The following is a 13,983-nucleotide window of genomic DNA, read 5'->3' as shown; positions in this document are numbered from 1 at the left end:
TCACGGTTTTCAGGTAGTGTTATTGTTATTGTATCGTTAATTTCTTTTAACAACTCATTAACAAAATGACATGTTCGTGTGAATTTATATCGCACTGCTTAGAGTACTTTTGATGAAGAGAAATGCGAATACACCGGGTCTGATGAAAAGGACCAAGTTCAATAATATTTTATCCCTGGAATCATGAAGGTGATTCCTGTCCTATGATAACCGATGCCAATTTTATCCTCGGAACTAACACTTCCGGACCTATGAAATGTAAAGAATCATTTTACCTACGGAATTAAAAGGATTCCGATCCTATGAAAACCAACTAGTCAATTATCCCTGGAATTAAAAGGATTCCAGCCTATGAAAACCAATTTGAATTAGAACAATTTGTATTCCTGGGGGCATTTGCTTCCAGACCTATGAAAGCTAGTTTATTTATCCCAGAAACCTTAGGGTTTCTCAATTCTATGGAGACCAATTGTTCTGCCATGTCCTAATGAAAGCTAAGTGAAATTTACACCTAGTGAGAAAGAACGATTTGTTGTGAAGCCCCTCGTATAAACGAGGGGTTTACTTTTTTATATACGTTCTAAGATTATGCAAATGTTGTGCCACTCGCTTCTGACTATGCCGATATAAAACCAGTGCCTCAAAAATTTATTGCTAACTGGTATATATTAACTACCATTCAACTTCATTTCACTCTAAAATTCAATACAGATAAGGGTTTCGCTATAGCAGCGCTACGTCCGCGAATTGATCAAATTATCTATTCCCGGGCCCGCTTACTCAAGTTTTTGAGTAGAAAATCGTGAATTAGACGGTACAACATGTGCTATTTGGTCCTTTGTTTCCCTACTTTTCCCAGTAATATGCCATTATTTCTTGTTCAATAAGTCTACGATCCAGGTAGATGAACCCCTCCTGGAAGTTGTGTGTGTCAATTGATTAAAGACATTAAAATAAGCGTCCTCATTATTTGATTTAATCAGGACTAATGTTTCATACCATCGGATCACCAAAAGGTCATGTTAAGGGCACCTCAATATCCCGGGGATATCGAAGTGCCCTTAACATGACCTTTTGGTGATGATATCATTTGAAAGTTAAAGCGGCATCTGACCAATTAGCAGCCGTCAGATCTTACAAATATTTTCCAGGGTAGCGGTCAGATGACCGAGTGAATTTCGTCGGGGGGCAACAAGTGCAGGCTGTTTTTTTGGTCAAGGGGAGGAGTGGGTTGCTTTGTCTGGTGCAGATTCCGGGAAATAAAAAAAAGCCCCGACCAACCGGCCGGGGCTTTTTCTATTGAGTTTGATTATACCATAGGTATTTCAGCAACCTCGTATATTTTCTTGTCCAGTTTCTCTTTCGTCTCGCTGAATGCTTTCAGTGTCAGTTCGATATCCTCATCGTTGTGTGCAGCGGTTGGGATAAGACGGTAGATGATCTGTCCTTTTGGAATAACCGGGTATACCACGATAGAGCAGAAGATATTATAGTTCTCACGCAGGTCGAGGCACATAGCTGTAGCTTCAGGAATATCGCCCTGCAGGTATATTGGCGTTACAGGAGAGTTCGTTCTTCCGATATTAAAACCACGGTCACGCAGGCCTTGCTGCAGTTTATTCACATTTTCCCAGAGTTTTGCTTTCAGCTCAGGGTTTTTGCGCATCAGTTCTACGCGTTTCAGATGTCCGATTACCAGTGGTAAAGGAATTGATTTAGCGAAGATCTGGGAGCGCATATTGTAGCGCAGGTAGTTGATGATAGCTTTGTCACCACTCATAAAAGCGCCGATAGAAGCACCAGATTTAGCAAAAGTGTTGAACAGCAGGTCAATTTTATCTTGTACACCCTGTTCTTCACCTGTACCTGCACCGGTTTTACCCATTGTACCGAATCCATGTGCGTCGTCCACCATGAAACGGAATTGATATTTTTCTTTCAGTGCTGCGATTTCTTTCAGTTTACCCTGATCACCCGCCATACCAAATACACCTTCGGTAATCACAAGGATACCCCCGCCGGTAGTTTTGATCAGTTCCTCTGCACGTCTCAGCTGTTTTTCACAATCTTCAATATCATTATGTTTGAACACATAGCGGTGACCCTGGTGGAGGCGCAGACCATCGATGATGCTCGCGTGGCATTCTGCATCGTACACAATTACGTCACGACGGTTACAAATAGCATCGATCGCACTCATAATACCCTGATAACCATAGTTCAGCAGGGTAGTGTCTTCTTTGCCCATGAAATCGGATAATTCTTTCTCCAGCTTTTCGTGGTAGTTCGTGTTACCACTCATCATACGGGCTCCCATTGGGGTGGCCAGACCGTAATCTGCTGCTGCTTTTGCGTCAGTAGCTCGTACCTCGGGGTGGTTAGCCAGACCCAGGTAGTTATTCAGGCTCCATACAACTTTCTCTTTGCCCCTGAAATTCATACGGGGGCCAATTTCACCTTCCAGCTTGGGGAACGCGAAGTAGCCATGGGCTCTGTCAGAGTGCTCGCCTATAGGGCCCATGTGCTTAAGCAGTTTCTCAAAAATATCCATATGTTAAATAATAATTAAGAGTGATCATTCGAAAACCCGCACAAAGGTATTAAAATATTAGTTTTTGTAAACTTGGGTTACCTTTGAAAATGTGAATAATAAATAATGTATTTAAGAACTATGAATTGTAAATTCTTGTCGTATGTATGCATCACGGCAACGCTGTTGGTTACACAATCGCTGAATGCTCAGAAAGCTACTTCACCAAAACCTGGTTATGCAACTGCATGGAGCAAACCTGCTGTTCAGAAGAATATTACCCGTCCCAAGCTGGTGGTGGGACTCGTAGTCGATCAAATGCGCTGGGACTATTTATATCGTTATGCTAACCGTTATGTTGATGGTGGATTCAAACGATTAGTTAAAGAAGGTTTCTCCTGCGAAAATACGCTAATTAATTATACGCCAACCATTACGGCCTGTGGTCATACCTGTATATACACCGGTTCTGTACCTGCTGTGCACGGTATTGTAGGTAATGATTGGTATAACAGAGAGCTTAACAGGGATGTGTATTGTGCAGAAGATTCAACTGTTAATACTGTAGGTAGTACTTCTGCTGCCGGTAAAATGAGTCCGCGCAACATGCAGGTCACTACTATCGGCGATGAGCTCAGGATAGCCACTAATTTCCAGAGTAAAGTGGTAGGTGTGGCTATCAAGGATCGTGGTGCGATACTGCCTGCCGGCCATAGCGCCAATGCAGCTTACTGGTATGATGGCAGCACTGGCAACTGGGTAACCAGTAGTTACTATACCAGCCAGCTGCCTGACTGGGCTACTGATTTCAATAGCATGAAATGGCCTGCACGTTACCTTAGTCAGCCCTGGATGCCATTGTATCCTATTGAAACATATACTTTAAGTACGGCAGACAACAAGCCTTATGAAGGTCCGTTTAAGCCGGCAGTAAACCCGACTTTCCCGCATAACCTGGGTGGTGACAAAGGAAATCCGTTTAAAGCGATTGCATCTACTCCATTTGGTAATACCATGACCCTCGAATTTGCCAAAAAAGCAATGGAGGCGCATCAACTGGGTAAAGGAAGTGTGACAGACATGCTGGCAATCAGTTTATCTTCAACAGATTACGTAGGTCACCAGTTTGGCCCTAACTCTGTTGAGATTGAAGACACTTATCTGCGTCTCGACAAAGACCTGGCTGCTTTCTTTAAATACCTGGATGCGACAGTAGGTAAAGGCCAATACCTGTTTTTCATCACTGCAGATCATGGCGTGGCACATGTCCCTGGATTTATGCAGGAAAACAAAATGCCAGGTGGTAGCTGGAGTGAAGGAAAGGCAGTAGTTGAACTGAATAAGCAGGTGAAAGAACAATTCGGTCTGGAAAAAGCAATAGCAGGTGCCAGCAATTATCAATTGTATCTTGATCACGATGCGATTGCCAGATCAGGTAAATCTGCAGTGGAAGTACGTGATTTCATTATCAATACATTACTGAAAGACCCTGCTGTCAGCAATGCATTCCCTTTACAGCAACTGATGACCACCACATTGCCTGAGCCTATGCGTACGATGATGGCTAATGGTTTTAACAGGAAGCGTAGCGGGGATATACAATTTGCTTTACAGCCTAATTATATTGACGGAGGTAAGACCGGTACAACACACGGATTATGGTATCCTTATGATGCACATATTCCATTAGTCTGGATGGGTTGGGGCGTACATGCCGGTAAAAGCAACCGCACGATGGGCATGACTGATATTGCACCTACCATTGCTGCCATGCTGCATATACAGATGCCGAATGGTAATGTTGGACACGTAATAGAAGAAGTTGCGAGATAATAGCAGCATTTCGGATAACAGCTAATTTCAGATCGCGGAATTTAACAAGTTCTTGGTATATTCATTCCGCGATCTGAAATCGCTAATCCGATAACAATGGTTTTCGAACATATCCTGTACAATGTAACCGAGCGTGTTGCCACGATCACGCTGAACCGTCCGGAAAAACGCAATGCGCTAAATGGCGCTATCGTTGCAGAATTACGTAAGGCTTTCCAGGAAGCCGATTCAGATCCGGAGGTAAAAGTCATCATTCTCAAAGGCGCCGGCGAAGCCTTTTGCGCCGGAGCAGACCTTGAATATCTTCAGCAACTTCAGCTGAATACCAGAGAAGAGAATCTTGCAGATTCCAAAGAGCTGATGCAACTCATGCAGCAGATTTATTATCATGACAAAATAGTGATTGCCCAGGTAGAAGGGCATGCCATTGCCGGCGGCTGCGGACTTGTTACGCTCTGCGATCTTAGCTATGCTGTACCAGAAGCGAAGCTGGGGTATACAGAGGTGAGAATAGGGTTTATTCCGGCGCTGGTTTCTGTTTTTCTGGTGAGGAAGATAGGAGAGGGAAGGGCCCGGGACCTGTTATTGACAGGCAGGTTAATTACTGCTGCACAGGCAGAAGCATATGGCTTGCTGAATGAAGTGGTGCCGGCCGATCGTATAGCAGCGCATGTAACTAAGGTAGCGGAAGACCTCTGCAAAGGAGCATCTGCCAACTCACTGAAAATAACCAAAAGGCTGATTACCTCTGTATTCGATCAGCCGATAGAAAACGCGTTGGAAATGGCTGCTCAGCTGAACGCAGATACAAGAGAACACACTGACTGTCAGAGAGGTATAAAGGCCTTTCTGGCGAAGGAAAAGATGGTCTGGTAATCCGGTATGATTTTTTCACTACACCTATAAAGCCACGCATAATTATCCCTATACAACGGAAGCGTTATGCAAGGTGACATCCGGCCTTAATTTTTAAAACTTTTCGGATGAAATACATAACTGTCATGCAAAAAGCTCTTTTAACACTTGTATGTTGCCTGCTGATTTCCAGTAGCCTGTTTGCGCAGCGGCTGGTATCAGATGCAAAGATTGTTTACAGTATCGAACATCCGCCACAGACAGAACCTTCTTTTGAAGGTGGCACCCTTACCCAGTATATGAAAGGGCATCTGAGCAGGGTAGATATCGACTTTAAGAATGTTCATTACAGCTATCTTATTAACAGTAAACAGGAATCGGTAGTAACGCTTATTAACAATCATGGGGACAAATACCTCATCCGGGCAGGCAAGGAGGAATATACCAAGGAACTGAAGGAATATACCCAGGTGCAGTTTAAAGATGCCGGGGAGACGAAGCAGATAGCCGGTTATAACTGTAAAAAGGCCATTGGGAAAATGGCAGACGGCCAGACTTTTGAGGTATATTATACTGCAGATCTGATACCGGAGAACAAGCAGTACAACCGCCGTTTTATCAATCTGAAAGGTATTCCGCTGCAATTCGAGATAATTAACAAGAGTGGCTCTAAAATGAAGGTAGTTGCTACGAAAGTTGATCTGTATGCAGTACCAGGTTCTTACTTTGACGTTCCAAAGACAGGGTATAAGGAAATAAGCCGTGAGGAATTACAGAAAATGGGAAGTTAATACGGAGAGATCCGGATAGTAATAAAAAGAGAAAGGTCCTGTATCATACAGGACCTTTCTCTTTTTATGCAAATGCAAAGTAGATGATAATTAGTTCTTCCGGAGGGGCAGCACGATGTGCAGCTGATGGAAGTTCAAATTAGTAGGTGGCTGAATCTGCGTAGCATATGGCAGAACATATGTTACGTTCCCTTTCTTGATAGTCATTACTGACTTAAAGTTCCAGGAATTGGTTTCAGACAGTTTGAAGTTAGAGCTCATGGCACCATTAAAACGGAACCCTGCATCAAGGCTCAGTTTTGTCTTTCCTGACAGGTTAGTCAGGGATACCTTCGTCTCGTTCTTCTTGATCTTGTCTTTATTATCGGAGGTTAAGTTATCGTTCGCAGCAGCAGTTAGTCCTGTGAACAACAGGAGGCCTGCCAATAAGAAAGACAATGAAAACGTGTGCAATATGTTAGTTATCTTTTTCATTGTATCACAAATGTACAAACTTTTCTATATATTATATAACAAATCCTTAACGAAGATACACAAAATTCCTAAAGTAATGTTAAATATTTTTAACAAATCTGGTCAATCTGGTGGATTGCTGGCCGATTCAAAAAATACTTATATTTACATTAATGAATCAAGACTTTCCATTTTTAAACGACGATTTTGAGGAGTTAAAAGACTTGTTGCTGCAGTTTGAAAACCTGAAAGCTGGCACGTCTCACTCCTTTCTCGACGAAGATTCTTTTGAACTGATCATAGACTACTATGATGAGCACGATGAACTTCCTAATGCCATGCAGGCTGCTGAGATGGCAATAGAGCAGTTTCCTTATTCATCAACGCTACTTCTCAAAAAGGCTAATTTACTTATAGAATCGAAGAAATACCAGGAGGCCATGGACCTGCTGGAAAAGGCTGCAATACTGGATAGTACTGATATTAACCTGTATATTCTGCAGACTGATGTGTACCTGGCAATGAACCAGCATGACAAGGCGGCAGCCCTGCTGGAAGAACAGATAGCTGCTTTTGATGGAGAAGATAAGACGGAACTGCTGCTCGAGCTGGCCGATGTGTATGATGACTGCGAAGAATTTGAAAAGGTTTTTGACTGTCTGAGACTTACACTTGAACACGACCCGAACAATGAGGAGGCTTTGCATAAAATCTGCTTCTGGACGGAATTTACCGGCCGGAATGAAGAGAGCATTCGCCTTCATACCAATATCATTAATGAGCATCCCTATAATCACTTAGCCTGGTTTAATCTGGGAACGGCTTATCAGGGACTTAAACTATACGAAAAGGCAATTGACGCTTACCAGTACGCTATTGTGATTGATGAGAAGTTCGACTATGCCTACCGGAACATGGGCGACGCCTATATCCGGTTACGCAAGTATGCAGAGGCAATCGATGTCCTGAAGAAGCACCTCGAGATAGCTAAACCGGAAGATGTTATCTACGAGGCTATCGGACATTGTTACGAGCGTCAGCGCAAGTACACACAGGCCCGCTATTATTATCGCAAAGCCTCTCACCTAAGTCCCGGCGATGACAAGCTGTACTACAAGATAGGGGTGGCCTATATGACAGAATCCAACTGGGAGAATGCGATCAAGTCTATCATGAGCGCAATTAAGATCAACAAGAACAGCGCTGAATACCTGATAGCCCTTGGGCAATGTTATCTTGAACTGGACAAGGACAAAGAAGGACTGATCCACCTGCTGGCAGCCGTGCGTATGCGTCCTTCCAGTATCACTACCTGGCAGGAGTTCATCCGTGGCCTGTATATAGCAGGATTCTTTGATGAGGCACTGATTCAGTTAGAGGCAGCTATTCAGAAGGTAGGACATAAGCCGGTATTACAGTATTACCTGGCCGCCATAATGTTTGCTACCGGTAAGTCAAAAGAAGGCATGCTTCAGCTGGAAACTGCTTTGCAGATGAATCCGAAACATGTGAAGAAACTCGTTGAACTGGATCCTACATTACTACAACATCCTGGTATTGTAGAACTCGTAACAAGGTACAAGCGAACCAAAAAAACGAAGTAATTATATCATAGTCCGGAACCTCCGTTCCGTAAATGCGTAATATTATGTGCTGTAATTTAGCATCATATATTACGCATTTTTCGTTTCAATATATTGATGGGTAATGTGTTATGAGATAAGAAATTTTCTTTCCGATAAAAGCCTTTATTTGAGACTCTTTAACCGGAATGTGTTAATTTTGCGCCGGTTAAATAAGATGGGCAGTCCCTATTCCGGAAAACCAGTGAAGTATAGTTGTTTGATTTTCAAACAATCAAGACGATAAAAAAACGTTCAAATGAATTTTAATCTGACACAAATTCCCGATCGGACAAAGAAACCTCGTAACCATGGTTTGACTATGGTGATGGATAAAGGGCTAAGTTTGGAAGAAGCTAAGAATTTTTTATCGGTAGCATCTCCTCACGTAGATATCCTGAAACTGGGTTTCGGAACTTCGTTCGTTACTCCTAACCTGCGCCAGAAAATAGAATTATACCAGTCTGCTGATATCCCCGTATACTTCGGAGGAACTTTATTTGAAGCATTCCTGATCCGTAACCAGTTTGACGATTTTGTGAATGTGATCAAAGATTATGGTATCAAACATATTGAAGTGTCAGACGGTTCTATCACTATCCCACACGCAGAAAAATGCGGCTATATCGAGAAACTGTCCAAAATAGCAACCGTATTAAGTGAGGTAGGTTCTAAAGATGCTGAGCACATCATTCCTCCATATAAATGGATAGAACTGATGAATGCTGAGCTGAGTGCAGGCGCAACTTATGTAATTGCAGAAGCACGTGAAAGTGGAAATGTGGGTATCTACCGCGGTACTGGTGAAGTAAGAGAAGGTCTGGTACAGGAGATCCTGACTAAGATCCCATCAGAGAAGATTATATGGGAAGCTCCGCAGAAAGCACAGCAGCTTTATTTCCTGGAACTGATCGGTTGTAATGTAAACCTGGGTAACCTGGCTCCGCATGAAGTGATCTCCCTGGAAGCAATGCGTATCGGCTTAAGAGGAGATACTTTCCACCTGTTCCTGGATAAAGCTTAATCGGTCTTTATGAAGGTATATGGTCTAATAGGATATCCGCTGAGTCACTCTTTCTCTAAAGGGTTCTTTGCAGAGAAATTTGCCCGGGAAGGCATTAAAGAATGTATATACGAGAGTTTCCCTATTCCTGCGATAGATGAATTGTCCACATTGATGGCTCAACAGCCGCAATTACAGGGACTCAACGTTACCATTCCCTATAAAGAAGTTGTTATACCATATCTTGATGAATTAAGTCCTGCTGCCGCTCAGATCAAGGCAGTGAACTGCATTCACTTTAAAGATGGCCGTAGAATTGGGTACAACACAGATGCCATCGGATTTAAAAGGTCGCTTGAACCTTTACTTACACCACATCATAACAAAGCATTGGTACTTGGCACCGGTGGTGCTGCTAAAGCTGTTCAATTCGTGCTGGAAAGTCTGCATATCCCTTACCAGCTGGTTAGCCGACAGGCTTCCGACAGTACAATCAGTTATGAGCAGCTGGATGCACCGACCATGGCATCACATACATTAATTATCAATACTACCCCCCTGGGGATGTATCCTAACGTTGATGCAGCTCCTGCAATACCATATGACCTGCTGACCGAACGTCATCTCCTCTATGATCTGATTTATAATCCTGTTGTAACTACCTTCCTGCAGAAAGGCGCAGATAAAGGTGCAACTATTAAAAATGGTCATGAGATGTTGATCCTTCAGGCAGAAGCAAGTTGGGAAATATGGAATGGATAAGAAGGTATCACCGGATAAAGAGATCTAAAATAAATATTAAATAAAGAGAGGGCGCACCATCCGGATGCGCCCTCTCTCTATTATCTTATAGCCATTCTTAATTGACCTTAATCATATAGTATACGCAGGTCGTAAAGAAGTTTCTTACGAACGGTATTGCCGCTACTGGTCCGAACTGTAGTCTTGGCTTAAGGCCGAATTTATACTTGTAAATCGGATTGATCAGGTAGAACTGTTTCTTAGTGATCATAAAGCCCTGCCGTTTTACAATTTTCTCAAAGCGCTCAATGGAAATACCGGTTTCTTTGATCTCCATCAGTTCTGCAATGATATTAGGCGGTTCACCGAAGGCGCGTAATACGCCCCTATATAATGGATTAGGAAGCAGGTGTACGTAAGGTAACATGCTCAGGACTTTGTTAACACAAGTCTGCTGGTGACCACCATGCGGCATGTACCAGGGTGGAAATCCGAAATATACCTGACCACGGGGAGTAAGCAGATTCTTAAGGTAACCGATAATCTTTGCCTGATCAGGAATATGTTCGATCGCATCTTTCAAAATGATCAGATCAAAGGAATGCTTATACTCACCCAGGAAATCAACATCATAGATGTTCTTGTTGACAAGCTGCATGTTTCCGGCATCCACATATTTCTTCAGATAGTCATGTGCCAGTGCGATCTTGTCATCTGACAGGTCTACACCCACACAATAACAACCTTTTTCAAGAAAGGGTATCAATACGCCTCCTTCACCACAGCCTATTTCCATGATCCGCAGGTCTGGAGTTATCGGCAGGGCTGCATCGATAAAAGGCAGCACATAGTTGATGGAATTATCCACCTGTTGCTGATATCTGACATTCGCGTTGCTGTGTTGTACTAAAGACATATTATGAAAATTGCGTGAAAATACTGAAAAAGCGCATATTTTATACCACTCTACTCTCTGACCTGGTGAACGCTCATGCTGTGTTTCTATTATCTTTGCGGGATGAATCAGACTGCTGAAAAGAATATTTACGAAGAAGGACAGGTGATATTGATCAACAAACCCCTGAAATGGACCTCCTTTGATATCGTAAGAAAGATCAGGAATACCACTAAAGCTAAAACTGGTCATGCCGGCACACTTGACCCGCTGGCTACAGGTTTACTGATCTGCTGTACTGGTAAAATGACCAAAAAGATCAATGAATACCAGGCACAGGAAAAGGAATATACTGGCACCTTCACCATAGGATCAGTTACGCCTACATATGACCTGGAATCTACTCCTACAGATTTTAAACCTGTTGATCATATTACAGCGGAGATGATTCATGAGGCTACTCAGCAGTTCCTGGGGGAACAACAGCAGTTGCCACCTATCCATTCTGCTATCAAACAGAATGGGAAACCTATCTACGAGCTGGCAAGAAAAGGTGTAGAAGTAAAGGTAGAGCCACGTACTGTGTTCATAAAAGAATTTGTAATTACAGCTATTGAGATGCCTGTTATACATTTCCGTGTGGTTTGCAGCACCGGCACTTATATCCGCTCTTTGGCTAATGACTTTGGCGCTGCATTGGGAGTGGGCGGATATATGAGCAGTCTTTGCAGGACGAGAATAGGAGCCTTCAAATTGGAGGATGCCTGGGAAATGGATAAGTTCATTGAAGAAGTAGGAGGAAAACTGAAATAAATCATTCCATATAAAAAGCCTGATCTCCAGATCAGGCTTTTTTATTTGCAGTAACAGATAGTATAGCTTAAAAAGGATAACCGATAGCTACGTTCCAGATAATATTGTCTCTTCGCCACTTTGAATCTCCCAGTTGCCACTGACTTAGATACCAGCCACTTTTATTACCTGTGAAATAAGGTACTTTAACTGGTATGCCCCAATCCATTCTCACCAGGAAGAAAGAGAAGTCCAGTCGTAGGCCAGCGCCGGTACCTACTGCCAGATCGTGATACAGATTCCTCAGATTAAACTCACCGCCCACACGAGTTGTATCTTTTCTCAACATCCAGATATTGCCAATATCCAGGAAGGTGGCACCTTTTAGATTAATACTGCCATCAAAAAGACGCAGCAGATCAAAACGGTATTCTATATTAGCTTCCAGCTTCATATCACCGGTCTGGTCAGGGAATGTGCTGGCAGTTAAAGAGCTGTCTTTAAAAGTACCTGGCCCTAATGTGCGTAGTCGCCAGGCGCGGATACTGTTTGGTCCACCAGCCGTAAACTGACGGATGTAAGGCATTACGTCTGACTTACCATAGGGAATACCCACGCCTCCATAAATGCGCGTTGCCAGTAATGAATGGTCGTTCAACGTCCAGTAATGCCGGTAGTCAGCCTCCAGTTTCAGGAAATTGGCGATTGGCATATTCGTCAGTCTTTCCAGGTCATTACCATTGGTAGCAATGGCGCCCCAAACACTATTGATCCCATTCAGCCAGGCTCCTGATTCTTCGATGTTGGCACGGAAATAAGAGTAATGATTTTTATGTAATACGTCGTTGTTACTATAGATGTAGGTTACGTTTTCTCCGCCAATGAATGCTGGCTCAAAACTACGCTTCAGGTACGGGTTCAGATTGACTACCGTCTCACGGAACACAGGATTCAGGTTCACGCCTACGTAGTTCAATGAGATTGGCTTCACGATCCAACGTTTATACAAAGAAGCATTCCATTCGTAGCCAAAAGAGGCGTTTACATTGGATATGTAGAATCTGGAAGAACGGGTCAGATAGTCAACTCCGGCGGTCAATCTCGTTCTCACTGTAGTACGGGTACCCTGGGCAATACGAAAAGGGGTGATGAATCTTGGAAATATCAGACTTACCTGTCCCCCGATCTCCTGTGATTGTAACATCCAGGAGCCTTGTGAGCGGATCAGTTCAATACCTGTATTCAAACTGACGTTCAGCTGTGTAGCTGAATGACCAATGTTCAGGTGTTTATAGTTTAAGCTGACGCCACTACCCATCAGGTAGTCAGAGCTGGTACTGATTTCAAAGTTAGCTCCAATTTCCTGGCGGCGTTTAGGGGTAAGGAAAAGGTAAGCATTCAGCGTATTAGGCGTATCTTTTCTTTCCCGGTATTGTAGCGTTACAAACTGCCATGCTCCCAGGTCGTATAATCTATTGATGGCGTCATTGGTATGTTGCTGGGAGAAGGTTTCACCACTTTTCAGCAGAATGGAACGGTCCAGGACAGATGGCTTGAGTATATTTTGCCTGTAACGGATGGTCAGCTCCCTTCGCTGGATAGTTTTGAACATCGAGTCTGCATTATTGCCGTATACAGGATAATCCGGGTAGGCAACAATACTATCGAGTACATATTTCTGGTAGCGGATGGACGAATCTTCCGGATGCCAGATACGTACACTGATATCCAGTTTAGGTCTATCCTGTCCTTTACGCTCGTTATAAACATTGACGATACCTTCAAATGGGTTCATCAGGTTGCGGAACAGTGTTTTATGCAGGGTATCGATCTCAAACTCGATAGCATCACGATCAAATTTGTAGTAACCCGCATTCCTGATCAGGCGCATAAGACGTTCCCGCTCGCTGCCTAATACTTCCTGTTTATAGGCCATCCCGGTTTTAATCAGTGATAGTTGTTCACCTTCTTTTACCACTTTCAGGATATTGGTATCAGGAACCTCGTAATAAATTTTATTGATGACGAAGTTCTTACCAGTGTTAACCTTGTAGGTAACTTCGACTTTCTGTCTTTTTACCGATTCCTCATAATCTATTGTCGCATAAAAGTAGCCCTGGTTATTCAGGTAGCCGAGCATGCGTTTGACAGATTCTTTTGTTTTTGTAGAATCATATATAACAGGTTCTTCCAGGTTACGGGGAGATAACACCAGGTTCCAGAACCAGTTGCTTTTTTTCTCATTATACTTCTGGTTGAACAGCCATACCTTAAAACGGGTGCCGAGGAAGAGAGAGTTGGACTGCTGCAGCATTAATTGTTTGGAAGTAAGGGAGCTGCGGATGTCCTGCTTTTCAACGGAAGACGCTTCTCCTTTTACATCTACATCAGCGTCAACATATAGCAGCTGATTTTTCTGCAGGTACTTTGTATTGGAACAGCCAGCCAGCGCGAGCGATATCATCAGG

11 protein-coding genes are annotated in these 13,983 nt (G+C 43.2%); 7 read left to right on the top strand and 4 right to left on the bottom strand.

The genetic code is table 11. The features are described 5' to 3' along the window. Positions 1-1,309: 1,309 nt before the first annotated feature. On the bottom strand, positions 1,310-2,551 hold the full coding sequence (locus K1Y79_RS07890) for an aminotransferase class I/II-fold pyridoxal phosphate-dependent enzyme (protein WP_220249442.1): 1,242 nt from the start codon (positions 2,549-2,551) through the stop codon (positions 1,310-1,312). A gap of 120 nt (positions 2,552-2,671) precedes the next feature. Here K1Y79_RS07890 and pafA point away from each other — a divergent pair, with 120 nt between their 5' ends. The 3 genes from pafA (at position 2,672) to K1Y79_RS07875 (ending at position 6,009) form a co-directional block, all read left to right on the top strand. Continuing rightward, positions 2,672-4,363, top strand: a complete 1,692-nt coding sequence (pafA, locus tag K1Y79_RS07885) for an alkaline phosphatase PafA (protein WP_236059524.1) — start codon at positions 2,672-2,674, stop codon at positions 4,361-4,363. A gap of 96 nt (positions 4,364-4,459) precedes the next feature. Further along, the gene (locus K1Y79_RS07880) at positions 4,460-5,239 is read left to right on the top strand and encodes an enoyl-CoA hydratase/isomerase family protein (protein WP_220249440.1); all 780 of its coding nucleotides are present in this window, start codon (positions 4,460-4,462) and stop codon (positions 5,237-5,239) included. A 125-nt stretch (positions 5,240-5,364) separates the two neighbouring features. After that, on the top strand, positions 5,365-6,009 hold the full coding sequence (locus K1Y79_RS07875) for a DUF4412 domain-containing protein (RefSeq protein ID WP_220249439.1): 645 nt from the start codon (positions 5,365-5,367) through the stop codon (positions 6,007-6,009). Between the two features lie 90 nt (positions 6,010-6,099). On the opposite strand, the gene K1Y79_RS07870 is transcribed toward K1Y79_RS07875, so the two are convergent. Next, the gene (locus tag K1Y79_RS07870) at positions 6,100-6,483 is read right to left on the bottom strand and encodes a hypothetical protein (protein WP_220249438.1); all 384 of its coding nucleotides are present in this window, start codon (positions 6,481-6,483) and stop codon (positions 6,100-6,102) included. Positions 6,484-6,635: 152 nt separating this feature from the next. On the opposite strand from K1Y79_RS07870, the gene K1Y79_RS07865 reads away from it, so the two are divergent. From K1Y79_RS07865 to K1Y79_RS07855, 3 genes are all read left to right on the top strand, one after another. Beyond that, complete coding sequence (locus K1Y79_RS07865) at positions 6,636-8,066, top strand: tetratricopeptide repeat protein (RefSeq protein ID WP_220249437.1); 1,431 nt, start codon at positions 6,636-6,638, stop codon at positions 8,064-8,066. A gap of 277 nt (positions 8,067-8,343) precedes the next feature. Further along, positions 8,344-9,108 carry a phosphosulfolactate synthase gene (locus K1Y79_RS07860; RefSeq protein WP_220249436.1) on the top strand — a complete coding sequence of 255 codons (765 nt, stop codon included), beginning with the start codon at positions 8,344-8,346 and terminating at the stop codon, positions 9,106-9,108. Between the two features lie 9 nt (positions 9,109-9,117). Next, a complete protein-coding gene (locus tag K1Y79_RS07855) occupies positions 9,118-9,849 on the top strand; it encodes a shikimate dehydrogenase family protein (RefSeq protein WP_220249435.1) in 732 nt (243 codons plus the stop codon). A 97-nt stretch (positions 9,850-9,946) separates the two neighbouring features. Here the strand turns inward: K1Y79_RS07855 and K1Y79_RS07850 are convergent, their stop codons facing one another. Continuing rightward, positions 9,947-10,744, bottom strand: coding sequence for a class I SAM-dependent methyltransferase (locus K1Y79_RS07850; RefSeq protein ID WP_220249434.1), 798 nt, complete (start codon positions 10,742-10,744; stop codon positions 9,947-9,949). A gap of 102 nt (positions 10,745-10,846) precedes the next feature. Here K1Y79_RS07850 and truB point away from each other — a divergent pair, with 102 nt between their 5' ends. After that, complete coding sequence (gene truB / locus K1Y79_RS07845) at positions 10,847-11,536, top strand: tRNA pseudouridine(55) synthase TruB (RefSeq protein ID WP_220249433.1); 690 nt, start codon at positions 10,847-10,849, stop codon at positions 11,534-11,536. Positions 11,537-11,603: 67 nt separating this feature from the next. Here truB and tamL read toward each other — a convergent pair whose 3' ends face one another. Continuing rightward, entirely contained in the window at positions 11,604-13,979 is a 2,376-nt protein-coding gene (gene tamL, locus K1Y79_RS07840; RefSeq protein WP_220249432.1) for a translocation and assembly module lipoprotein TamL, read from the bottom strand. Between the last annotated feature and the right edge of the window lie 4 nt (positions 13,980-13,983).

It is taken from the genome of Chitinophaga rhizophila, assembly GCF_019492185.1.
GTDB lineage: Bacteria > Bacteroidota > Bacteroidia > Chitinophagales > Chitinophagaceae > Chitinophaga > Chitinophaga rhizophila.
Note: the sequence above shows the minus strand (reverse complement) of the source record. Positions and strands in the feature narration are given on the sequence as shown.